19 protein-coding genes and 1 riboswitch are annotated in these 21,943 nt (G+C 65.5%); of the genes, 14 read left to right on the forward strand and 5 right to left on the reverse strand.

Annotation, left to right across the window (positions count from 1 at the left end; translation table 11 throughout):
- Positions 1–11 precede the first annotated feature (11 nt).
- The 4 genes from ACZ1A1_RS03905 to ACZ1A1_RS03920 all read left to right on the forward strand — a co-directional run bounded on the left by ACZ1A1_RS03905 (position 12) and on the right by ACZ1A1_RS03920 (position 3,594).
- Entirely contained in the window at positions 12–659 is a 648-nt protein-coding gene (locus tag ACZ1A1_RS03905; protein ID WP_463618952.1) for an amino acid ABC transporter permease, read from the forward strand.
- A 66-nt stretch (positions 660–725) separates the two neighbouring features.
- A complete protein-coding gene (locus ACZ1A1_RS03910) occupies positions 726–1,571 on the forward strand; it encodes a transporter substrate-binding domain-containing protein (protein ID WP_463618852.1) in 846 nt (281 codons plus the stop codon).
- Between the two features lie 35 nt (positions 1,572–1,606).
- A complete protein-coding gene (locus tag ACZ1A1_RS03915) occupies positions 1,607–2,347 on the forward strand; it encodes an amino acid ABC transporter ATP-binding protein (protein ID WP_415214105.1) in 741 nt (246 codons plus the stop codon).
- Positions 2,348–2,439: 92 nt separating this feature from the next.
- Positions 2,440–3,594, forward strand: coding sequence for a pyridoxal phosphate-dependent aminotransferase (locus ACZ1A1_RS03920; protein WP_463618953.1), 1,155 nt, complete (start codon positions 2,440–2,442; stop codon positions 3,592–3,594).
- 47 nt (positions 3,595–3,641) lie between these two features.
- Here ACZ1A1_RS03920 and ACZ1A1_RS03925 read toward each other — a convergent pair whose 3' ends face one another.
- Positions 3,642–5,462 carry a DUF190 domain-containing protein gene (locus ACZ1A1_RS03925; RefSeq protein ID WP_463618853.1) on the reverse strand — a complete coding sequence of 607 codons (1,821 nt, stop codon included), beginning with the start codon at positions 5,460–5,462 and terminating at the stop codon, positions 3,642–3,644.
- A gap of 89 nt (positions 5,463–5,551) precedes the next feature.
- Positions 5,552–5,628: riboswitch (Fluoride riboswitch) on the reverse strand.
- 267 nt (positions 5,629–5,895) lie between these two features.
- Between ACZ1A1_RS03925 and ACZ1A1_RS03930 the strand changes: the two genes are divergently transcribed.
- From ACZ1A1_RS03930 to ACZ1A1_RS03950, 5 genes are all read left to right on the forward strand, one after another.
- Positions 5,896–6,702 carry an ABC transporter substrate-binding protein gene (locus tag ACZ1A1_RS03930; protein ID WP_203316827.1) on the forward strand — a complete coding sequence of 269 codons (807 nt, stop codon included), beginning with the start codon at positions 5,896–5,898 and terminating at the stop codon, positions 6,700–6,702.
- 72 nt (positions 6,703–6,774) lie between these two features.
- Positions 6,775–8,349 (forward strand): amino acid ABC transporter permease/ATP-binding protein, encoded by a 1,575-nt coding sequence (locus tag ACZ1A1_RS03935; protein WP_463618854.1) that lies wholly within the window; start codon positions 6,775–6,777, stop codon positions 8,347–8,349.
- 22 nt (positions 8,350–8,371) lie between these two features.
- Positions 8,372–9,679, forward strand: a complete 1,308-nt coding sequence (locus ACZ1A1_RS03940) for an NAD(P)/FAD-dependent oxidoreductase (RefSeq protein ID WP_463618855.1) — start codon at positions 8,372–8,374, stop codon at positions 9,677–9,679.
- Between the two features lie 22 nt (positions 9,680–9,701).
- Positions 9,702–10,325 carry a VOC family protein gene (locus ACZ1A1_RS03945; protein ID WP_463618856.1) on the forward strand — a complete coding sequence of 208 codons (624 nt, stop codon included), beginning with the start codon at positions 9,702–9,704 and terminating at the stop codon, positions 10,323–10,325.
- A 49-nt stretch (positions 10,326–10,374) separates the two neighbouring features.
- On the forward strand, positions 10,375–11,706 hold the full coding sequence (locus tag ACZ1A1_RS03950; RefSeq protein ID WP_463618857.1) for an NAD(P)/FAD-dependent oxidoreductase: 1,332 nt from the start codon (positions 10,375–10,377) through the stop codon (positions 11,704–11,706).
- Here ACZ1A1_RS03950 and ACZ1A1_RS03955 read toward each other — a convergent pair.
- The 3 genes from ACZ1A1_RS03955 to ACZ1A1_RS03965 form a co-directional block, all read right to left on the reverse strand.
- Complete coding sequence (locus tag ACZ1A1_RS03955) at positions 11,703–12,248, reverse strand: CGNR zinc finger domain-containing protein (RefSeq protein WP_463618858.1); 546 nt, start codon at positions 12,246–12,248, stop codon at positions 11,703–11,705. The genes ACZ1A1_RS03950 and ACZ1A1_RS03955 overlap by 4 nt on opposite strands.
- A 207-nt stretch (positions 12,249–12,455) precedes the next feature.
- Entirely contained in the window at positions 12,456–13,478 is a 1,023-nt protein-coding gene (locus tag ACZ1A1_RS03960) for a four-carbon acid sugar kinase family protein (RefSeq protein ID WP_463618859.1), read from the reverse strand.
- Positions 13,475–14,275, reverse strand: coding sequence for a DeoR/GlpR family DNA-binding transcription regulator (locus ACZ1A1_RS03965; RefSeq protein WP_203316821.1), 801 nt, complete (start codon positions 14,273–14,275; stop codon positions 13,475–13,477). Before ACZ1A1_RS03965 ends, ACZ1A1_RS03960 begins: the two co-directional genes overlap by 4 nt.
- A 220-nt stretch (positions 14,276–14,495) precedes the next feature.
- On the opposite strand from ACZ1A1_RS03965, the gene ACZ1A1_RS03970 reads away from it, so the two are divergent.
- The 5 genes from ACZ1A1_RS03970 (at position 14,496) to aldA (ending at position 20,629) form a co-directional block, all read left to right on the forward strand.
- Complete coding sequence (locus ACZ1A1_RS03970) at positions 14,496–15,560, forward strand: ABC transporter substrate-binding protein (RefSeq protein WP_203316820.1); 1,065 nt, start codon at positions 14,496–14,498, stop codon at positions 15,558–15,560.
- A 62-nt stretch (positions 15,561–15,622) separates the two neighbouring features.
- Positions 15,623–17,107 (forward strand): sugar ABC transporter ATP-binding protein, encoded by a 1,485-nt coding sequence (locus ACZ1A1_RS03975; RefSeq protein ID WP_463618860.1) that lies wholly within the window; start codon positions 15,623–15,625, stop codon positions 17,105–17,107.
- Complete coding sequence (locus ACZ1A1_RS03980) at positions 17,095–18,072, forward strand: ABC transporter permease (RefSeq protein WP_463618861.1); 978 nt, start codon at positions 17,095–17,097, stop codon at positions 18,070–18,072. The genes ACZ1A1_RS03975 and ACZ1A1_RS03980 overlap by 13 nt, the downstream gene beginning before the upstream one ends.
- A gap of 8 nt (positions 18,073–18,080) precedes the next feature.
- Complete coding sequence (pdxA, locus tag ACZ1A1_RS03985; protein ID WP_463618862.1) at positions 18,081–19,121, forward strand: 4-hydroxythreonine-4-phosphate dehydrogenase PdxA; 1,041 nt, start codon at positions 18,081–18,083, stop codon at positions 19,119–19,121.
- A gap of 26 nt (positions 19,122–19,147) precedes the next feature.
- Entirely contained in the window at positions 19,148–20,629 is a 1,482-nt protein-coding gene (gene aldA / locus ACZ1A1_RS03990) for an aldehyde dehydrogenase (protein ID WP_463618863.1), read from the forward strand.
- 421 nt (positions 20,630–21,050) lie between these two features.
- Here aldA and ACZ1A1_RS03995 read toward each other — a convergent pair whose 3' ends face one another.
- Positions 21,051–21,740, reverse strand: coding sequence for a GntR family transcriptional regulator (locus ACZ1A1_RS03995; RefSeq protein WP_463618864.1), 690 nt, complete (start codon positions 21,738–21,740; stop codon positions 21,051–21,053).
- Between the last annotated feature and the right edge of the window lie 203 nt (positions 21,741–21,943).

The raw sequence follows: 21,943 nt of genomic DNA on the forward strand, positions 1-21,943 counted from the left end.
CCGGGACCATGATCAGAGAACTTTCGGTCAACGATCTGTGGATGCTCTTCGAAGGCCTCAGGTGGACGGTCCTGCTGTCGCTCGTCGCCTTCGTCGGCGGCGGCATTGTGGGGGTCCTTGTCGCCCTGATGCGGACGAGCAGCTATGCCATCCCGCGGTGGTTCGCCTATCTCTATATCGAGGTGTTCCAGGGAACGCCGCTCCTGATGCAGCTCTTCGTCTTCTATTACGGCGTCGCGCTGGTGGGGCTCGATGTCAGCGCCTGGGTCGCGGCCGCCATCGGCCTCACGGCACATACCAGCGCCTTTCTCGGGGAAATCTGGCGCGGCGGCATCGAGGCGGTGCCGGGCGGCCAGACCGAAGCGGCGCGCGCCCTCGGCCTTCCCTACCGTCACCGGATGATCGACGTGATCCTGCCGCAGGCCTTCAAGATCTCGCTGCCGGCGACGATCGGCTTCATGGTCGGCCTCGTCAAGGGCACCTCGCTGGTCGCCATCATCGGCTTCACGGAGCTGACGCGCGCCGGCCAGATCATCTCCAACAACACCTTCCAGCCGCTTTTCGTCTTCGGGATCGTCGGCGCGGTCTATTTCGCGATCTGCTGGCCCCTCTCGCTTTTGAGCGGCCGGCTGGAAAGGAAGATGTCCTTCGGACGCTAAGAAATCGGCGAACTCGGCACGCTGACCAGAATTGCTATGCCGATCAACAATATAGAGGTGAACAGAATGGTATCCTTGAAAAATGGCCTGGGCCGCCGCAGCTTCCTCGCTCTCGCCAGCGTCGCTCTCGTGGCGGGTGCCGCCGGCATGTCCAACATCCGTGCGGCGCAGGCCGCGACCCTGGAGGAGATCAAGCAGAAGGGCACGATCACCTTCGGCATCGTCACCGACCAGCCGCCTTTCAGCTACATCAACGCCGACGGCAAGAACGAAGGCTATGACATCGACATCACCCGGATGATGGCAAAGGAACTCGGCGTCGATGTCGCCTATGTGCCGATCACCAGCGCCAACCGCATTCCGCAGCTGATGACCGGCAAGGTCGACATGCTGATCTGCGTCATGGGCATCTACCCGGACCGCGCGAAGGTCGTGCAGTACATCGCGCCTTATGCGGAGATCAATGCCGCGATTTACGGCCCCAAGGACGGCGTCTCGAAGATCGAGGAGCTTTCCGGGCATACGATCGCGGTCGAGAAGGGCAGCTCGATGGACAAGGCCGTCACGGAAGCGGCACCCTCGGACGCGACCATCCAGCGCTTTGACGACGCGTCCTCCGCCGTACAGGCCCTGCTGTCCGGCCAGGTCGAATATCTCGGTAGCTACAGCCACCAGTTCGGCGGCGTCGAGAAGGCCGCGCCCGGCAAGTATGAGCAGAAGATCGTCCTGTCGACCGAATATGAAGGCATCGCCGTCAGCCCGAAGTCCAAGGAACTGGGCGAATGGGCAGGTGATTTCTGGACCCGCCACAAGAAGGACGGCAGCCTGAACGAGCTTTACCAGAAGCACTTCGGCGCGCCGTTCCCCGACATGCCGGCAGCCATGGACGGTATCACCTTCACGGCCAAGTAAGCATCAGACGGCCCATACTGCAAAAGGAGACGCCAATGGCAGACAAGACGATTGAAATGGTGGACGTCGACAAGTGGTATGGGCCTCTTCACGTTCTCAAGAAGGTGAGCCTGGAGGTGAAGAAGGGCGAGCATATCGTGCTCTGCGGCCCTTCTGGCTCGGGAAAATCGACGCTGATCCGCTGCATCAACTATCTGGAGGAGACGCAGGGCGGCAGCATCTCCGTCAACGGCATCGAGCTCGGCAAGAAGGGCACGAATGCCGATCATATCCGCCGGGATGTCGGCATGGTGTTCCAGCACTTCAACCTGTTCCCGCACAAGACGGTGCTGGAAAACTGCATGCTGGCGCCGAAGCGGGTGAAGCGCGTTTCCGACAAGGAGGCGCGGGAAACCGCGATGCGCTACCTGGAGCGGGTGCGCATCGCCGAGCAGGCGAACAAATACCCTGCCCAGCTTTCCGGCGGCCAGCAGCAACGCGTGGCGATTGCCCGGGCGCTGTGCATGGGCCCGCAGGTCATGCTGTTCGACGAACCGACCTCCGCCCTCGATCCGGAAATGGTCAAGGAAGTGCTCGATACGATGATCTCGCTCGCCGAGGACGGCATCACGATGATCTGCGTGACCCACGAGATGGGCTTCGCCCGCGCCGTCGCCCACCGCGTCATCTTCATGGATGGTGGCCAGATCATCGAAAGCGCACCGCCGAACGAGTTCTTCTCGAACCCGCAATCGCCGCGCGCCAAGGCGTTCCTCGGCCAGATCCTGAACCATTGAAGAACAGGCCGCCCTTGCGGCAATTAAGAGAAAGCACGACCGTGATCGCATTTGAAAGCCGACGGGTTTCCACCATCAAGTCCTCGCCCACCATGGCGATTTCCACCGCCGCCAAGGCGATGCGGGCGCGGGGCGAGCACGTGGTGGACCTCTCGCTCGGCGAGCCGGATTTCGATACGCCCGCCCATATCGTGGACGCCGCCGTCGATGCGATGAAGCGCGGCATCACGCGCTACACCGCGCCCGACGGCCTGCCGGAACTGCGCGAGGCCATCGTCCGGAAATTCAGGCGCGAGAACGGCCTCGACTATGCCATGGACGAGATCTCCATCGGCAACGGCGCCAAGCAGATCCTGTTCAACGCCTTCCTCGGTACGCTGGAGCCGGGCGACGAGGTCGTGGTGCCCGCGCCCTATTGGGTGTCCTACACGGATATCGTGATCCTGCACGGCGGCAAGCCGGTCATCGTGCCCTGCGGCGTTGAGGATGCCTTCAAGATCACGCCGGAACGGCTGGAGGCGGCGATCACGCCGAAGACCCGCTGGTTCCTCTTCAACTCACCCTCCAACCCGACCGGCGCTATCTATGCCGCCGACGAGTTGAAGGCGCTGGGCGAGGTGCTGGCCCGTCATCCCCATGTCGCCATCATGTCGGACGAGATCTACGAGCACATCGTCTGCGGCTCCGTGCCCTTCACCTCCTTCGCCAATGCCTGCCCGGATCTGCGCGACCGCACGCTCCTCATCAACGGCGTCTCGAAGGCCTATGCGATGACCGGCTGGCGGCTCGGCTATGCGGCGGGACCGAAGGACCTCACCAGGGTGCTGAACAAGATGCAGTCACAGAGCACCACCTGCCCCTCGTCGGTCACGCAGGTCGCGGCGGCGGCGGCACTGAACGGCCCGCAGGACTTCGTGACGTCGGCCGTCGCCGAATACCGGGCGCGCGGCGAACTCGTCGCCAGGGGCTTTGGCGCGATCCCCGGCCTTGAGGTGCGTGCACCGGAAGGAGCCTTCTACCTCTTCCCGAAATGCGCGCCCTATATCGGCCGGACCGCGCCGGACGGCACGGTCGTCGCCAACGATACGGCGCTCGCTTCCTATCTGCTGACGGAGGGCAAGGTCGCGACGGTGCCGGGCGCCGCCTTCGGCGTCGAGCCCTATATCCGCCTTTCCTTCGCCACCTCGCGCGACAATCTCACGCTGGCCATCGACCGCATCGCCGATGCGCTGGCACGGCTCCGCTAAGGGAACGTGCCCGTTGCCCGTAATGCGGCCGACTTGAGTGACGTTTCCTAGAGCGTTGTTTCCTTCAAGGCTTCTTCGGTCGCTATCTCGTGGCCGAGAACGTCCCAGTGCTCGATGTGCTTGTAGATGATCACCTTGTTCTTCAAGAGCGTGCCGTGGGTCCGGCAGAAATGTTCGAGCTGCCCGCGGTCGGCGATGAGTTCGACGCACATGGTCAGGTCCGGGTTCGGGATCTCGAAACCCTCGTCCTGCAGCTTGCCGCTGTTGGAATAGCCGAAATGGGTATGGTGGGCGACGGCATTCATGATGCCGGACGCTCTCGCCTGCATCACGAGTTCGCGGTAGAGCGGCCTGCCGCCGCCGAACCATGTGCCCTGGCCGACCGCCTTTTCCCGCGGCTTCATGTAGATGCGAACCATCCCGACCTCGCGGGAGGAGAGCTTGTGGCTGGTCATGACGATGGGCCTTTCCTGGAGGTTTGCGGTTGTGCGGAGGCTGCGCAGGCGCGCCCGACTCATGAGGTCGCCCATGGCCTGGGCGTTCATGGCGCGCATGTGGCGGATGGAAATGTCCGGGGGGATGTCGTTGCCGGCCGCGGTCTTCGGCACGCCGACGCGTTGCGAGAGATAGATGCTGGAATGGCCGCTGCAGAGATAGGCAACGAAGCAGGCGACCGCGAGATAGACGGAATGCGTGGCCCCGAAGAGTTCGATGCCCATGATCATGCAGGCGAGCGGCGTGTTGGTCGCGCCTGCGAAGACGGCCACGAAACCGAGGCCCGCGAACAGGTCCGGGGGTGCGCCCAGGACGCCGGCGAGCGCACTTCCGAGGGCCGCTCCGATGAAGAACAGGGGCGTGACCTCGCCGCCCTTGAAGCCGGCGCTCAGGGTGACGATGGTGAACAGCCCTTTCCAGGCCCAGCTGCCGTAGTCGACATGGTCGGGATTGAAGAAGCCGAGGATCGTCGCGTCCTCGGGGTTTGGAGACCAGACGCCGAGACCGAGATATTCGCGCGTGCCGAGAAGATGGACGAGACCGATCAGAATGGCGCTTGCCAGCACCGGCCGCAGCGGCGCGTAGGGCAGGATCGCCTTGTAGGCGGACGATGCGAGATGGGAGAGTTCCGCGAACAGATGCGCGGCCAGTCCGAAGGCCACTCCCGCAATCACCACCTTCAGCATCAGGAGGGCATCGAGATGGAAGGCCATCCCTTCGCCTGCGCCCCCCAGATAGGAAATCGAATAATGGACATGGCCTATTGCCCAGGCGTGGCAGGTCCAGTCGGCGACGACGGCGGCGAGCAGGGACGGCAGCAGCGCCTCGTACTGCATCCGGCCGATGGTGAGGACTTCCAACGCGAAGATCGCACCGGCGATCGGCGTTCCGAAAACCGCGCCGAAGCCCGCCGCGATGCCCGCCATCAGCAGGATGCGGATATCGCCGGGGGTCAGCCCGAATAGCTTGCCGAAGGCGCTCGCCAGACTGCCGCCGAGCTGGACGGCCGTCCCTTCACGCCCTGCCGAGCCGCCGACCAGATGCGTCAGCACGGTGGTCACCAGGATGAAGGGTGCCATGCGCAGCGGCACGCCGCCGCCCGGCTCATGGATCTGGTCGACGATGAGATTGTTGCCGCCCTCGGCGGCCTTGCCGAACTTGCCGTAGGCCCAGACCATCGCGAAGCCCGCGACGGGCATGCAGTAGATGAGCCAAGGGAATTCGAAGCGCAGCGCCGTCGCCCGGTCGAGGCTCCAGAGAAACAGGGCGACCAGCGACCCGACGGCAATCGCCATCGGAACAACGATGACGATCCATTTGGCAAGGCTGCGGATCTGCTGAAGACGAAGGCCGAAGATCGATGCGGGCGTCATGCGAAGGACGCTCCGTCAAAGCCGGCAGGCAGGTTCAGAAAACATGAGAGATGAATTCCGGGCACGACTCTACTCCTTCGCGTGGCTCGCGTTGAGTAGGAGTCATCAGCTTCGTCTGGGAAGCGGTTCGGCGTGATGCCCGGCAGAATCCATTACCGTGGGTAACGCATAGGTCATCCCCGGCGACGTTGTCAACTTCCGCTATTCGTCACTTGCACCAGCCACATGTTGTTTTTCCCACGGCTGCTTCGAGGCCGCCCAGCCCCGGCCCGCGCGCTGCTCTGCAGGCCGTACGAGGTCCCGGGAAAGCGGCAGCGCAATGTAATTATCAAATGTTGACACGCTAATTACTGATGTTACGTTGTGACCGCTCGCACGGTCGAGGCCGTGGCCGCAGCAGCCAACGCACGCCATCAAAAAGGGGAATACGCACATGGCAAGCAATGGACTTCTTCGTCTCGCAGCCGGCACGATCCTGGTCGCCTGGTCCGGCCAGGCTCTCGCTCAGGGCACGGATCTGGAACTGAACAATCCCGGCACGCTGTCCGTCTGCGTCACCGATGCGAATGCGCCGATGTCGTCGGTCATCGATGGCGAAATGCAGGGTTATGAAGTGTCCTTCACGAAGGACATCGCCCGGCGGCTGGACCTGAAGGCGGAATACCGCATCTCCGTCTTCGAGGGCATCTTCGCGGCGGTCGCCAACCATGTCTGCGATATCTCGGCCGGCTCGCACTCCATCACTATCCCGCGCAAGGAGATCATCAATTTCTCCAGCCCGCATTTCGTCGGCTCCTACACGATCCTGACGCCCTCGGATTCGGGCATCAAGGACGAGGCGGGCCTTGCCGGCAAGCGTCTCGGCGTCATCGCCGCGAGCATCCAGGAGACCTATGCCAACGAGACCTACAAGGACACGCAGATCGTTCCATTCCCGGATTCGGCCGCGCTCCTCATCTCGCTGCAGTCCGGCCAGGTCGACACGGCCTTCTTCGACGGTGGGCTGGCGGCGACCTATGTCGCGTCCTCGCAGCGTCCGCTCTCGGTCGTGGTCTCCATCCCCAACGACGACCAGCCGGCCGGCATCGGCGTGGCCAAGGATCGCCCGAACCTGCTGGCCGCCGTCAACAAGGCGATCGCCGACATGATCGAGGACGGCACCTACGCGAAGATCTACAAGGAGTGGGTCGGGGAAAGCGTTCCCACGCTGCCCGGCCCGGACTTCATGCCGACCCGCTGATCCTCGCACTACGACGGCCACGCCCGCGCGGGGCCGTCGTACGATACGATGCCCGTTCCCGCAGGAGACCACATGTCAGGGATTCTCGATACATTCTTCAATCTCTCCTACATGTTGCAGGTGGTCCCCGATATCCTGCGCGTCGGCTACTACAATACCATCACCATCTCCCTCTATTCGACGATCATCGGCATCATCATCGGCGCGCCCCTGTCGCTGATGGCGATCTCGCAGGTGACGGTCGTGCGCGTCGCCGCCAAGGTCTATATCGATGTCTTCCGCGGCCTGCCGGCCATCGTCACGATCTTCATCGTCGGGCAGGGCCTGCCCTTCGCCGGCTTCCGGCCCTTCGGGCAGAATCCCTATCCCTACGGCATCATCGCGATCAGCATCGTTGCCAGCGCCTATATCGCGGAAATATTGCGCGCCGGCATCCAGAGCGTCGACAGGGGCCAGACGGAAGCGGCCCGCTCGCTCGGGCTGGACAAGCACCGCACAATGTACCGCGTGATCTTCCCGCAAGGCATCCGCCGGGTCATTCCCGCGCTGACCAACCAGTTCATCAACATCATCAAGGATTCGAGCCTGATCTTCGTGCTCGGCCTGATGGTGAGCGAGCGCGAGCTCTACCGCATCGGCCAGGACATTTCCCAGCGCACCGGCAACCTGTCGCCGCTGGTCGCCGTCGGCATCGCCTATCTCGTTATCACCGTCCCGATGACGCATCTGGTGAACTATCTCGACAGGGAAATGCGCAACGGCCGGCCCGTTTTGCCCGCGGCATTGCGCGCGTTCTTCGCCCGCAGGCGGCAGGCGGAAGCCGCCGCCCCCGCCGCCGAAAGCGCGGAAACGCCGGCTCTGCCTGTACCACAGGCGGCGCGCCGGGCCGCCGCTGCCGGCGAGGTGCTGGTGGAGGCGAAGGACCTGACGGTCGATTTCGGCCATTTCCGCGCCCTCGACCATGTCAGCTTCGAGATCAGGACCGGCGAGGTCGTGTGCGTGATCGGGCCGTCCGGCTCGGGCAAGTCCACGCTTTTGCGCTGCATCAACGGGCTCCAGCCGGTGGATGGGGGCACGCTTGACATCTTCGGCCAGCCCTTCCCGACCAGGGAGGGACCGCTGAACGCCCTGCGCGCCGATGTCGGCATGGTGTTCCAGAGCTTCAACCTGTTCCCGCACATGTCGGCCCTCAGCAACGTCATGTTCGCGCTGGAGCAGGTCCGCCATATCGACCACGAGCAGGCCCGGCAGATCGCCATCCGCGCGCTCCGCAGCGTGGGGCTCGGCGAGAAGCTGGATTCGCTGCCGGCCCGCCTGTCGGGCGGCCAGCAGCAGCGTGTCGCCATCGCCCGGTCGCTCGCCATGAGCCCGAGGATCATGCTCTTCGACGAGGCGACATCCGCGCTCGACCCGGAGCTGGTCAAGGGCGTGCTGGAGATCATGGAAAGCCTTGCCCGCCGCCCCGCCGCGGATGGCAGCCCCATGACCATGGCGGTCGTCACGCACGAGATGGGCTTTGCCCGCCGCGTCGCCGACCGCGTTGTCTTCATGGATCGGGGCCGCATCATCGAGCAGGGCACCCCCGCCGAGATCTTCGACAATCCGAAGTCCGACCGCCTGAAACTGTTCCTCGATCAGATCCTCTGATCGCTCCCGCCGGAAAGAGAAAATGTCATCCAAACAACTGAAGCGTGTTGATGTCGCAATCGTCGGCGGAGGCATCATCGGATGCGCCATCGCCTGGTATCTGAGCGGCAGGGGCCTTTCCGTCGGCGTCTACGAGAAGGGACGGATCGCGGGCGAGCAGTCGGGCAAGAATTCCGGCTTCGTGCGCAAGCAGGGCCGCGACCGCCGCGAAATGCCGCTCATCAAGCGCAGCCTCGATCTGTGGAACCGCATCGACGCGGAGATCGGCGACGTCACCGGCTTCCGCGCCAGCGGCATCATCGCGCTCGCCTCGGACGAGGACAAGCTCGGCCGGATGCGCGACTGGCTGGAGATCGCCCGCGAATTCGACGTGGACAGCACGCTTGTCGCCTCGTCCGGCATCCGGTCCGTCAATCCCGGCCTGCAGGCGCCGTTCCTCGGCGGCCTCTACACGCCGAGCGACGCCCGGGCCGAGCCCAGCCTCGCTGCCCCGGCCATCGCGCGGGCGCTGGCCCGCAAGGGCGCCGATGTCAGGGAAAACTGCCTGGTCGAGGGGCTGCTCATGCAGGCCGGCAAGGTGGCGGGGATCGTCACCGAGCAGGGCGAGGTGCGCGCGGAAACGGTCGTCGTCGCTGCGGGGCTGTGGAGTAGTGTCTTCCTGCGCCGCTACGGAATTTCCGTTCCGCAGGTGGACCTGCGCGTTTCGGTGGGCCGCACCGCGCCGTTCGATCATGGAATCGCCCTACCGACCATCTTCGACAAGGCGCTCGTGCGGCCGCGCCACGACGGAGGCCTCACCATCGCGCCCGGCCTGCAGGGGCCGCTCGATTATGACGCGGCGTTCCGCAGCCTGCGCTACGCGCCGCGCTATGTCCGCACGCTGTTTGCAAGCCGTGAGGGCACGCGCGTCAATATCGGCCGCCATTTCCGGGACGACAGCAGGATGGTGAGCGCCTATCTCTCCGGCGTGCCCGACCGCTACGAGGCCTTGCGCGTCCCGCAGGTTCCGGCCAGTGGCGGCGTGCTTGAAAGCAGCCGCGCCGCCGCGAAGGCCGCCTTCGGCATCACCGACGACATGGCGCTTGTCGAGACATGGGCCTGTCGCATCGATATCACGCCGGATGGCGTGCCGGTTCTCGACCAGGTGAGCGATCGCGGCAATCTGGTGATCGCGACCGGCATGAGCGGCCACGGCTTCGGCATATCGCTGGGCGTGGGCGATACGCTTGCGGAACTGATCGACACAGGCGCGACGACGATCCCGCTCGAACCCTTCCGCCTGCAGCGGTTCCGCGAGCGCTTCTTCGCCGCCCCGCAAAACGTCCTGTGACGCTACCGATCTGGAGAAAGACATGAAACTCGACCATTTCGCCTGGTCCGCCCCCTCGCTGGATGACGCCGTCGACGCCGTGGAAGCCTGGAGCGGCATTCGCGCCGCGCCCGGCGGCTCGCATCCGGGCATGGGAACGCGCAACGCACTCCTGTCGCTGGCCGATGGTCTCTATCTCGCCATCGACGCGCCCGATCCCGACCAGCCGGTGATCGGCAACGGGGCACGCATGGCCGCCCAGCCCGGCTATCACATGGACCTGTTCGTCGTGTCGACGGACGACATCCATGCGGCGAAGGCTGTTCTGGAGAACTTCGGCCTGTCCGCCGAAATCCGCGCCGGCAGCCGCCGGACGCTGCGCGGCGAGATGCTGGAATGGCGTTATCTCGCCGTCGAGCCCACGCGCTTCGGCATTGCATTGCCGCTCGTGTCTCAATGGGATACGCCCAATCACCCCTCCGCCGAAGCGCCGAAAGGGTGCAGCCTGGAGCGTTTCGTGGTCGCTCATCCGCTATGCGACGAGATCCGGCCCCTTTACGAGGCCCTCGGTCTCGATATCCCGGTCGTCCTGGCCGAGCGGCCGGAGCTGCGGGTGACGTTGCGCGGGCGGCACGGTGCTTTCGACCTGCCCTCTCATTCCGTCTGATGGGCACGCCCGGATTTCGATCAACCGCCGGAAAGATGGAAGCGCCTCGATGCCCGGACCCTATGTCGTGCCTGTCCACGGAGATGCCGAACTGCCGAAGGAGGTGGACGTCGTCGTGATCGGCGGCGGGATCATCGGCACGTCGACGGCGCTGGAACTCGCGGATATGGGGCTGCGCGTGGCGCTCTGCGAGAAGGGCGGCATCGGGCACGAGCAGTCGAGCCGGAACTGGGGATGGGTGCGCATCTCGATGCGCGACCCGCGCGAGGTGCCGTTGATGGCCGAGGCGCTGCGGATATGGGAGACGCTGGGCCAGCGCACCGGCCGGGACCTCGGATATCGCCGCGCCGGTATCGTCTTCACCTGCGCGAGCGAGGCGGAATGCGCCGCGAACGAGCGCTGGAGCCGTAATCTCGACGGCTATCCGTTCCGGTGCCGCCTGCTGAGCGCCGCCGGGCTGCGCGAGATGTTTCCGGGCTGGAACATGGCTCTCAAGGGCGGTCTCCATACGGCCATCGACGGAAGGGCGGAGCCGCAGAGAGCCGCGCCCGCCATCGCCGAAGCCGCGCGTGCAAGAGGCGCGGCGGTACTGACCGAATGCGCCGTGCGCGGCATCGAAACCGCCGCCGGCGCCGTCAGCGGCGTCGTCACCGAGCGCGGGCCCATCGCCTGCAAGGCCGTGGTGCTGGCCGGCGGGGCGTGGTCCAACCTGTTTGCCGGCACGCTCGGCCTCCACCTGCCGCAGTTGAAGGTCCTCAATTCGGTGCTGCGCACCGAGCCGCTGGAGGGCGGGCCGGGGCCGGCGGTCTGGGGCGACGATTTCGCGCTACGCCGGCGCGAGGACGGCGGCTACACGGTCGCCTCCGGCCACGGCAACATCGTCGATATCGTGCCGAAGGCCTTTCGCCATGCGCTCGATTTCCTGCCCGCCTATCGCAAGGAATGGCGCGCGCTGGCCTTCCGCTTCGGATGGCGCTTCCTCGACGAGGCGCGCATCCCCAATCGCTGGGCGCTGGACGAGCCGAGCCCCTTCGAATATTGCCGCGTGCTCGATCCGAAACCGTCCGTCAGGATGGTGGACACCGCGCTTGCGAGGCTGAAGGCGGCCTATCCGGTGTTCGAAAAGGCGAAGGTCGCGCAGCGCTGGGCGGGCTATATCGATGTCACGCCGGATGCGATCCCCGTCATATCCGCGGTTGACAGCCTTCCCGGCTTCCACATCGCCACGGGCTTTTCGGGCCACGGCTTCGGCATCGGGCCGGGCGCCGGCAGGCTGATGGCCGATATCGTCACCGGCCGCACGCCGATCGTCGATCCGCGCGCATTCCGCCTGTCCCGCTTCATGGACGGCTCGAAGATCGAATTGCTGACCGGGTTCTAGCCCTGCAGCGCCGGTTTCAGCGACCGGGCGCGGAAATGGGCGACATGCGCACGGTTGCCGCAGGTCTTCACGTCGCAATAGGCCTTGGAGGAATTGCGCGTCGTATCGACGAAGACCTTGCTGCAGGTGATGGCCTTGCAGGTCTTGAGGCGGGAGGCTTCCTCATGCACGATCAGCGACATGATGGACATGGCGGCATTCGAGCGGGTGCGTCCGCCGAACGAGAAATCCTCGTCGAAATAATGGATGTGCCAGCCGAAGCCGCCGTGGTTCTTAATGCGGGGCGAGAAGCGGATCTTTTCGAGGACCCTGTTGGAGAAATCCGCGAGGTCGTCCGCCTGCATGGAGAAGATGATGCGGAACTCGTCGGCCAGCCGCAACAGGTCGTCGCGGTCGGCGTCGGTTATCGCCGGCTTGTAGGTGATGCCGTAGCAGTCGATCAGGTCGCCTATCCAGGATTTGCTGAGCTTTTCCGGGGTTTCCCCCATATTGACGATCTCGGCGATCAGGGAAAGATCACGCACAACCTCGGCAGGGATCATCTTTCAGACTTTCAACATGCCTACGCGGATGAGAACCGACATCACGGACATCGATCCGTAAACGGCGCTGGCGCCGCGATTCGACCATAACAGATCGTCGTCCGAACATTAAGGGCATAGATATCCGGCCGCAAGACGCGAGCAAAGGCCCGCCTCTTGCGCTCGATGCCGGCTGAGGGCCGGTTCCCGTCGGCAGGGTTGCCCCGCCTATGCCTCCCCGCGCCGCGCCGCCAGCCGGGAGAGAAGATCCGTATCGCCAAAGCCGCCGGACTTCGACAGGATGGTGACGCCATCCCCGCGTCCGCCCCGGATGCGCGAGACCGGAACACCGGTCGCCGCCTCGCCGATGCAGTCCAGAACCTCCGCCCCCGTTGCGTCGAGGACGACCGAAAGCGTATCGCCGCCGGTGACGAGGAGCGACGCTGCGTCCGCGGCGCCGAGGTCGATCTCATGCAGGTGCCGGCGCAGCAGGGCATGCGTCTCGGCGGCGCTGGCGGCGGTGAAGGCCGGCGCGAGCAGCCGGGCGACGCCTTCGCCGGCCGGGGCTTCGGCAACCGTGCCGTCCGCGATTGCGCGCTCGACCTGCATGCGCGTGACGGGATGGCGAGTGCCGACGATCACGCCGCGCAGCGGGGGAAACGGGGCCGGCACGCGTGCGCCCGCAAGGGCCGCGGCAAGCCCGCCCGCGCCGACCCACAACGTCCGCTCGGCCGCGCGTGCCAGCCGCAGGCGGGCCACATGCGCGCGCAACGTTTCCTGCCGCTCGGCGTCGATGATGGTGAGTGTGGGGCCGAGCGGGCCAAAGGCCTGCCGGAAATCCGGCCCTGCGGATACGGGCTCGCCCGCGCCGTCGACCCTGTATTGCCGGCCGTCGCGGGTGATGCGTCCCATTTCGGGATAGGCGGGAGCGAAGACGCAGGCGGAAAAACCGCCGGCTTCGAACGCCGCCCGGGTTTCGGCGAAGGGATGGCCGCGCATCACGCTGTCGATCTTCTTGAACCACAGGGTGTCCGGGCTCTCCGCGCCGAAGGCGCGCACCGCGGCCGCGACGGCCGCCACCGCCTGCGCTTCCTCCATGTCGCGTGATTCCGTGCTGACGGCGACCCGCTCTCCCGCCGGCAGCGGCCGGCCGGGAACGGCGATCCGCACCGGGGTGTCCGCGCCCGCGAAGGCGCAGCCGCTGTCGAGCGCGCCGGTGAGATCATCGGCAATGAGCCGCAGACGGCTCACGCCACGCCCCTGAGACCGGCCGGCGCGCTTTCGACGGTCTCGACCGGAACGCCGAGCGCGCGGATGACGGCGGCATGCTCGGGCGGCAGCTTGTCGTCGGTTATGACGAGATGGACGTCGACCAGCCGGCCGAAGGTGCAGAACGAGGTGCTGAAGAACTTGCCGCTGTCGGCGAGCAGCACGATGCGGTCGGCGGCGCGCAGGATCGTGCTCTTGATCTCCGCCAGCTCGATCGACGTATCGGAAAGGGTCTCGCCGGTCAGCGCATGCGTGCCGATGAAGGCGATGTCGGCGCGCAGCCGCGACAGCGTCTGCATCGCGCCGGCCCCGAGCAGCGTCGAGGAGCCGGGCCGAACATAGCCGCCCGTGACGGTCGTATGAATGGCGGCGTTGCCGGACAGCATCGAGCCGATGGCGAGATCGTTTGTGACGGCGGTGAAGGGCACGTTGCGCTCGCGCGCGGATGCGGCGGCGGCGGCCGTCGTGGTGCCGCTGTCGAAGATCACCGTCTGGCCGGGCTGGATCATGGCGGCGGCGCGGCGGCCGATGGCCTGCTTCTCGGCGCTGGCGATGGCCGAGGCGATCTCCGGCGAGGGCTCCAGCATCTTCAGCGCGGCGGGCTCCAGCAGCGCGCCGCCGTGCGTGCGCTGCAAGAGGCCGGTCTCGCACAGATATTCGACGTCGCGGCGCAGGGTGGAAAGCGAGATGGCGAGCGTCTCGGCCATGTCGCGCAGCGATGCCGCATGCTCGGTGCGCAGCAGCTCGATGATACGGGCACGTCGTTTGGCGGGCAGCATGCGGCGGGAATCCTCCTTGTTGCCGCGAGGGTAGGGAGTGATGCCCCGCCTCGTCAAGATATTCCAAAAAATTCCAGAAAGAATCCAAAAGATGTCAAATAGAGCTTGCCGGACTGAAAAAACTTGATAGCTTTTGGGTGCATATTGAGGGCGGAAGGGCATGATGCCGGTATCGGCGCACGCCAGATTCCGTCAGGGAGATCAAGGTGGAGGAGAGAGTATGAGATCGTTTCTCAAGTCGATGGCGGCTGGCCTGATGCTGGCGGCCGCAGCCGTCGTCGCGCCGGCCCAGGCCGCGGACGAGCCGACAATCGGCGTGGTCGTGCCGACGCTGGACGCGCAGTTCTGGAATTCCTATGTCGACTTCATGAAGAAGGGTGCGGGCGAACTTGGCGTCGACCTCGTCGTGCTCAATGCCGACAACAAGCCCGACCAGATGATCAAGAGCCTGGAAGACCTGGTGGCGCAGGGCGTCGACGGCATCATCTTCACGCCCTACTGGGCGACGGCCGTGCCCGGCCTGACGCTTGCCGCCCAGAGCAACATCCCGGTCATCCTGACCGATACCTATGCCGATTTCGCGCCGCAGTCGGAGCAGTTCCCGAACTATATCGCCTTCATCGGCCCGAGCGACCGCGATGCCGGCAAGCAGATGGCCGAGGCGCTCTTCGCCGCGCTTGAGCCGGCCGCCGACGGCAAGAAATACATCGCCGTCGTCAACGGCACGGCCGGCACGTCCGTCGCCATCGACCGCCGGGCCGGCCTGCAGGATGCGCTCGACGCCCATCCGGAAGTGACGGTCGTCGGCGAGGTCGACGGCAATTTCGTGCGCGACACCTCGCAGACGGTGTTCGAAAGCCTCTGGCAGGGCAATCCCAACGTCCAGGGCGTCTGGGCCGCGAACGGCGGCACGGCAACGGGCGTCATGGCGGCCATCACCGGCGCGGGCAAGGTGCCCGGCAAGGACATCATCGTCGTCGGCATGGACCTCAACCCCGAGAATATCGATGCGGTGGAGGCTGGCCAGCTTCTCTTCGACATCGGCGGCCATTGGCTTCAGGGCGGCTTCGCGCTGGTGACGATGTACGACTTCCTGAACGATCACAAGGTTCCGGCCGATAAGGCGAACATCAAGCTCGAACTCCTGCCGCTGACGCAGGACCGCGTGGCCCAGTTCAAGGCCGATTTCCCGGGCGGTGTTCCCGTCTACGACTTCAAGGCGCACTCGCAGACCTATAACAAGGATGCCGAGAGCGCGGTCTTCGAGATGAAGTACAGCAAGTAAAGCCCGCCGGGGAGGAGGGCGCCCGCGCGCTCTCCTCCCGCTTCGGCCGGCCGGGAGGCTTCATGCTATCCGCCCGCGACATTTCCAAGAGTTTCGGTGCTTCCAGGGCCCTTTCGGGCGTCTCCGTCGATTTCAGCCGCGGCGAGGTGGTCTCGCTCGTCGGTGAGAACGGCGCGGGAAAGTCGACCCTGCTCAAGGCACTCGCTGCCGTCTTTCCCTGGGATACGGGAACCGTCACCCTGGAGGGCGCGTCCTACGCGCCGAAGAGCCTTGCCGAGGCGGAAGCCCGGGGCGTGGCACTGGTCTTCCAGGAACTCAACGTCAACCGTTCGCTCACCGTCGCCGAGAACGTCATGCTCGACCGGCTTCGCACCTACCGCCGCTTTGGTCTCATCGACTGGAAGTGCCTGAAGGCGGATGCGCAGGCGATCCTCGACCGGCTGGACTCCGGCATTTCCGTCTTGGCCGACATCGACAGCCTCGATCTCGGCCAGTTGAAGATAATCGAAGTGGCGCGCGCGCTCGCCGCGAATCCGCGCTTCGTCTTCTTCGACGAATCGACGGCTTTCCTCAACAACCGCGAGGCGCACCGGCTGCTGGCGGTCATCCGCAACCTGCGGGAGCAGGACCACGGCGTCGCCTTCGTCTCCCATCACCTCAACGAGGTCTTCGACATTTCCGACCGGCTGGTCGTGCTCAAGGACGGTGCGCTCGTCGGCAGCTTCGAGGCGGCCGGAATGAGCGAGAGCCGCCTGCACGAGCTGATGGTCGGGCGCGAATTCGACGGCGGTATCTTCCCGCCCGCCTCCGCGCCGGCGCAAGGGGAGGCGTTTGCCGAACTGGCTTTCGAGGAGGTCGTCACGCGCTCCGGCCTCGGCCCGGTTTCCCTTGCGGTGCCGGCCGGGCGGATCGTCGGCATCGGCGGCCTCAAGGGCTCGGGCGGCGATGCCATGCTGGCGGCGGTCATGGGCGCCGAGCCGGTCCTGTCGGGGACCATGCGCTTCGGCGGGCAGCCGTTCCGCCCGGGTGATCCGCGCGACGCCTGGCGGCAGGGCATCGCCTATGTGCCGGGCGACCGCACCGGCGAGGGCCTGATCCCGGAATTCCCCATCGAGGAGAACCTGACGATGGCGGTGCGCCCAAGGACGGCGGGCGGTCTGGTCGACCGGACCGCGGGACGCCGCGTGGCCGACGAGATGATCGCCCGGCTGCGCATCAAGACGGCGGCCCGCGACGCGGCGACCTCGTCGCTTTCCGGCGGCAACATGCAGAAGGTCGTGCTCGGCAAGTGCCTCGCCACCCGGCCGCGCATGCTGCTGCTCAACAATCCCACGCGCGGCGTGGATGTCGGCGCCAAGGCGGAGATCTACCGCCTCATGCGCGAGCTTACCGGCGAGGGCATGACGATCCTCATGGTGACGGAAGACCTCGCCGAGCTGATCGGCGTGGCCGACGAGATCATTGTCACGCGCCGGGGGGCGATCTCGCATCGCTTCGCGCCCGGCGCAAGGCCCTCTGAGGAGGAGGTTGTAAAGTGGATGATGTAGCAAAAACCCCGGTCGTGGCATCCGCGGGCGCAAGGCGCCTGCCCGGCATCCGGGACCTGTTTCCCATCCTGCTGCTTGCCGCGCTCTGCGTCATCTTCGCCCTGCTGTCCGACCGTTTCCTCACTGTCGGCAACGGCCTCATCGTGCTGCAGCAGAGCACGGTGCTGCTGGTGGCGGCGCTGGCGATGACCTTCGTCATCGTCAACGGCTCCATCGACCTGTCGGTCGGTTCCACCGTCGCGCTGAGCGCCCTTGCGGCTGCCGCCGCCTCGGGCAGCATGGGGGCCTTCGCCATCGTGCCGGCAGTGCTGGTGGGCTTTGCCTGCGGGCTCCTCAACGGCGCGCTCTTCGCCTATGGCAAGATCCCCTCCTTCATCGTCACGCTCGGAACGCTGGTGATCTATCGCGGCGTCGTGCTGCTCTATACGCGTGGCGCGCCGGTCTCGATCTCCGATCCCGGCTTCCTGCAGGTCTATGCGTCGCGCAGCTTCGGCCTTCCCCATTCCGTGCTGATCGCGCTTGCCGCGCTCGCCGTGGTGGCAATCGTCTTCAACCATACGGTCTTCGGCCGCGAGGTGCGCGCCGTCGGCGGCGGCGAGCGGGTGGCGCTCCTGAGCGGCATCCCCGTCAACCGGGTGAAGCTCGGCGTCTTCGTTCTGTGCGGCACGCTCTGCGGCCTTGCCGGCCTGTTGCAGGCCGCGCGCACCATGGCCGCGACGGCGCAGCTCGCCCAGGGCCTGGAGCTCGACGTGATCGCGGCGGTGGTCGTCGGCGGCACGCCGCTTACCGGCGGCATCGGCCGTATCCGCGGCACGGTGCTGGGCGTGATGATCATCGCGATCCTGTCCAACGGCATGAACATGATCGGCATGGACCCCTACCTGCAGAACATCATCAAGGGCGCGGTGCTGATCGCCGCCGTTTTCCTGACGATCGACCGCTCGAAGATCCTGATAATCAAGTGAGAGACACAATGGACAGAAGAACCATAGCCGTCACGGTCGGCGATCCTGCCGGCATCGGCCCGGAGATATGCATCAAGGCGCTGGATGCCTTCGCCGGCCGGCTGGAGCAGGGCGATCTGCGGCTGCTTTTGGTCGGCGACGCGGGCACGCTGCAGGAGACCGCCCGCCGCCTCGGCGCGACCGCGCCGCCGGTCATCTCCGTGGACGGAATCGCGGATGCCCCGCCGGCGGCAATCCTGCCCACGACGCCGCTTTCCCATCCCGTCGAGATCGGCCGCGTCAGCGCCGAATGCGGCCAGCAGGCCTATGAGGCGGTGCGCATCGCCGTCGAGCAGGCGCTTGCCGGCACCGTCACCGCCATCGTCACCGCCCCGCTCAGCAAGGAGGCGCTGCATCTCGCCGGCCACGACTATGCCGGCCATACTGAGCTTCTCGCCGACCTCACCGGCGTCCGCGACAGCGTGATGATGCTGGCGCACGGCAATTTCCGCGTCACCCATGTCTCCACCCATTGCGCATTGGAGGACGTGCCGAAGAAGGCGACGCCGCAGCGCATCGGCCGGGTCATCGATCTCACGCATCAAACGTTGCGGGCGCTCGGCATCGCAGAGCCGCGCATCGCCGTCGCCGCGCTCAATCCCCATGCCGGCGAGGGCGGCATCTTCGGCCGGCACGACATCGACATCACCGCGCCGCTGGTGGAGGAGTACCGGGCGCGCGGCCTGAAGGTGGAGGGGCCGGTGCCGGGCGACACGGTCTTCGTCAAGCTGCGCGCCGGCCAGTACGACGCCGTCGTCGCCATGTATCACGACCAGGGGCATATCCCGGTCAAGCTGCTCGGCTTCGGCGTCGACACGGCGACTGGCCAGTGGACGGCGCTGAGCGGCGTCAACGTCACGCTCGGCCTTCCGATCATCCGCACCTCGGTGGATCACGGCACGGCCTTCGACATCGCCGGCACGGGCAAGGCGCAGGCGAGTAGCCTGCTGGAGGCGATCGACTACGCGCTCGACCTCGCCCGCCCGGCTACCCGCCAAGCCGTCGCATGAGCGACACCAGTTCCAGGGAGAATGCAATGAGTGACAATCCGAACACGATGCTGATCGACGGGCGCCGGGTCGAGGGCCGCGGCGGTTCCCGCGAGGTCTTCAACCCGACCAATGGCAAGGTGCTCGCCGTGGTCGGCGAAGCGAGCCGGGAGCAGGCCCATGAGGCGCTGGCCGCCGCGCGCAAGGCCCAGCCCGCCTGGGCGGCGATGGCCCCGCTCGAAAGGGCGGCGATCATGCAGCGCATCGCCGCGCTGATCACCGAGAATGCCGAGGAACTGGCGCGCATCGTCGTGCAGGAGCAGGGCAAGCCCATCCTGGAGGCGCGCGGCGAGATTGGCGGCGCGGCTGGCTTCTTCTCCTACTATGCGGAATTCGCCCGCCGCATCCAGGGCGAGATACTGCCCTCGGATGCGCGCGGCGAGCAGATCTGGATCCAGCGCGTGCCGGTCGGCGTCGTCGCGGCGATCATCCCGTGGAACTATCCGGCAGCGCTTGTCAGCCGCAAGGTCGCCCCGTCGATGATCGCGGGCAACACCATCGTCCTGAAGCCGCATGAGGAGACGCCGCTCTCGGCGCTCTACATGGCGGGCCTGTTCGAGAAGGCCGGCGTGCCGGCGGGCGTCGTCAACATCGTCACGGGCAGCGGCGCGGAGATTGGCGAGGCGCTGACCTCGCACCCCGATGTCAACCTCATCACCATGACCGGCAGCGTGCCGACCGGCAAGCGCATCATGGCGACTGCCTCGGCCAATCTCGTGCCCGTGTCGCTGGAACTCGGCGGCAAGGCCCCCTTCATCGTCATGGACGATGCCGATATCGATCTTGCCGTCCGCTCCGCCGTCACCTCGCGCTACATGAATTGCGGCCAGGTCTGCATCTGCAACGAGCGCACGCTGGTGCACCACCGCGTCTACGACCAGTTCGTGGAGAAGTTCGTCGCCGCGAGCCGTTCGCTGCGCCTCGGCGATCCGCTATCCGAGCAGACGGATCTCGGCCCGAAGGTTTCCGCGCGGGAGCTGGAGAAGGTCGAGCGCATCGTGGAAGAGGCGATCGGCGCGGGCGCCGAGGCCGTGCTGAAGGGTGGCCGCCCGGACACGCCGCCCGTGGCCGGCGGCTATTGGCTGACGCCCACGGTGCTGACCGGCGTCGAGCCGGCCATGCCGATCATGCGCGACGAGATCTTCGGCCCGGTCGTGCCGATCATGAAGGTCGCCGATTTCGAAGAGGCGCTGGCCGTCGCCAACGACAGCCGCTACGGCCTGTCGGCCTATCTCTTCACCAACGATTTCAGCAGGATCATGCGCGCCGTCAACGACGTGAATTTCGGCGAGGTCTATATCAACCGCGTCGGTCCGGAATCGCTGCAGGGCTTCCACAATGGCTACCGCAACAGCGGGCTGGGCGGCGACGACGGCGTCCATGGCCTCGAAGCCTTCCTGCGCAAGAAGACCGTCTATGCCAACTATTCCGGCACATCGCCCGTCGGCCTCATGCCCTATGGCGGTTGAGGGAGGTGATCCGGCCGGCCGGTACGATGCAAGAAGCCACGCCACACTCTCTGTCCCGTCACGGGGGCATGGGGTTCGACTAGCTTGATCCAGGGCCTATCGCCCGCGTCCACAAAACTCGCAAGGCTCACACGGGTCTTGCGAGAACCAGCGCGTGATCGCAAGCAGCACGAGCTGCGCGAGGTATCTCCAGACAAAAGCGCCCTTCTGCGGATTGCCGTCGATCCAGCCCATGCCACATCTGAAATATGCTTGAGAGATGAGCCGGACAACTTGCGTCAAGCGCATGTAGAAAGGCCTTGCGCGCCGTAGCCTTGGCCCGGATTCCCGCCTCGTCGGGAAAATGGACTGCCAGTGTGAGGCTATGCAGCTAATTGTCCGTGAAGGTGGGTTGCATTTTCAGATAATCAGACAATGTCTTTCATGCCGGATCTGCGGGTGGATTTTCGCGCAGATAGGCAAGCGCGACCTTGGCGGCCATGTCGATATGGTGTTTGCAGGCGGCTGCAGCGCGCGGGCCGTTTCGTTGGCTGATCGCGTCGGCGATTTCCTTGATCTCGGCAATGCTGTGGCGAAGGCGGCCCGGCTGGGTCATGGAGGTCATACGCAGCAGGTTGATCCGATTGTGCAGGGACGTCAGCATCTGGCGGACGAACACATTCTTGCTGCCGTCCATCAGACAGTCGTAGAAGGCATTCTTCGCTTCGATCAGCCGGCTTCCGACACCGCTTTCGGCCGCAGCCTCGAACTCGGTGACCGCCGCCTGCAGTGTGGCCATGTCCTCATGGGTGCCGTTCTCGGCAAATTGCTGACCTGCAAAGCTCTCCAGCAGTGCGCGCACGGTATATAGCTGCGCCGCCTCGTCATAGGTGATGGTGCTGACGACGGGGCCCTTGTGCGGGTAGCTGGTGATCAGCCCCTCCGCCTCGAGTTGCCTCAGCGCCTCGCGAACGGAGGTCCGTCCCACGCCGATCATTTCACAGAGCTCGCGTTCGACGAGCCTTTGGCCAGGCTTGAAACGGCCATTGGCGATGGCCTGCCTGATCCTGTCTTCCACCTGTATCCGCAGTGACGCGCTCTGTCGTGCAATCTGCAGTTCCGAATCTGCCATTGTCAGTCCTGTATCGTTGTCGCCCCATACTAAGCAGCGTTGCCGATTGAATTCAAGGGAACGGTACGATTGTCTGATTTAAAGCTAATCCGAGTCGCTGGGTCGTGCAAGGCTGTCACGGGTATGAGGTTTTAAAGCGTCCATATTACGAGAAACACTAAAAATCCATATAGTATTGTTTTTTTGATATAATTTATCTGCAA

The organism is Shinella sp. R2-11 (genome assembly GCF_055330205.1).

Coding starts and splice junctions, on each gene's coding strand:
- ACZ1A1_RS03970 (WP_203316820.1), top strand. CDS start 14,496: ATGAGATCGTTTCTCAAGTCGATGGCGGCTGGCCTGATGCTGGCGGCC.
- ACZ1A1_RS03920 (WP_463618953.1), top strand. CDS start 2,440: ATGGCGATTTCCACCGCCGCCAAGGCGATGCGGGCGCGGGGCGAGCAC.
- pdxA (WP_463618862.1), top strand. CDS start 18,081: ATGGACAGAAGAACCATAGCCGTCACGGTCGGCGATCCTGCCGGCATC.
- ACZ1A1_RS03925 (WP_463618853.1), bottom strand. CDS start 5,462: ATGACGCCCGCATCGATCTTCGGCCTTCGTCTTCAGCAGATCCGCAGC.
- ACZ1A1_RS03955 (WP_463618858.1), bottom strand. CDS start 12,248: ATGATCCCTGCCGAGGTTGTGCGTGATCTTTCCCTGATCGCCGAGATC.
- ACZ1A1_RS03975 (WP_463618860.1), top strand. CDS start 15,623: ATGCTATCCGCCCGCGACATTTCCAAGAGTTTCGGTGCTTCCAGGGCC.
- ACZ1A1_RS03935 (WP_463618854.1), top strand. CDS start 6,775: ATGTCAGGGATTCTCGATACATTCTTCAATCTCTCCTACATGTTGCAG.
- ACZ1A1_RS03910 (WP_463618852.1), top strand. CDS start 726: ATGGTATCCTTGAAAAATGGCCTGGGCCGCCGCAGCTTCCTCGCTCTC.
- ACZ1A1_RS03940 (WP_463618855.1), top strand. CDS start 8,372: ATGTCATCCAAACAACTGAAGCGTGTTGATGTCGCAATCGTCGGCGGA.
- ACZ1A1_RS03915 (WP_415214105.1), top strand. CDS start 1,607: ATGGCAGACAAGACGATTGAAATGGTGGACGTCGACAAGTGGTATGGG.
- ACZ1A1_RS03930 (WP_203316827.1), top strand. CDS start 5,896: ATGGCAAGCAATGGACTTCTTCGTCTCGCAGCCGGCACGATCCTGGTC.
- ACZ1A1_RS03950 (WP_463618857.1), top strand. CDS start 10,375: ATGCCCGGACCCTATGTCGTGCCTGTCCACGGAGATGCCGAACTGCCG.
- ACZ1A1_RS03965 (WP_203316821.1), bottom strand. CDS start 14,275: ATGCTGCCCGCCAAACGACGTGCCCGTATCATCGAGCTGCTGCGCACC.
- aldA (WP_463618863.1), top strand. CDS start 19,148: ATGAGTGACAATCCGAACACGATGCTGATCGACGGGCGCCGGGTCGAG.
- ACZ1A1_RS03945 (WP_463618856.1), top strand. CDS start 9,702: ATGAAACTCGACCATTTCGCCTGGTCCGCCCCCTCGCTGGATGACGCC.
- ACZ1A1_RS03995 (WP_463618864.1), bottom strand. CDS start 21,740: ATGGCAGATTCGGAACTGCAGATTGCACGACAGAGCGCGTCACTGCGG.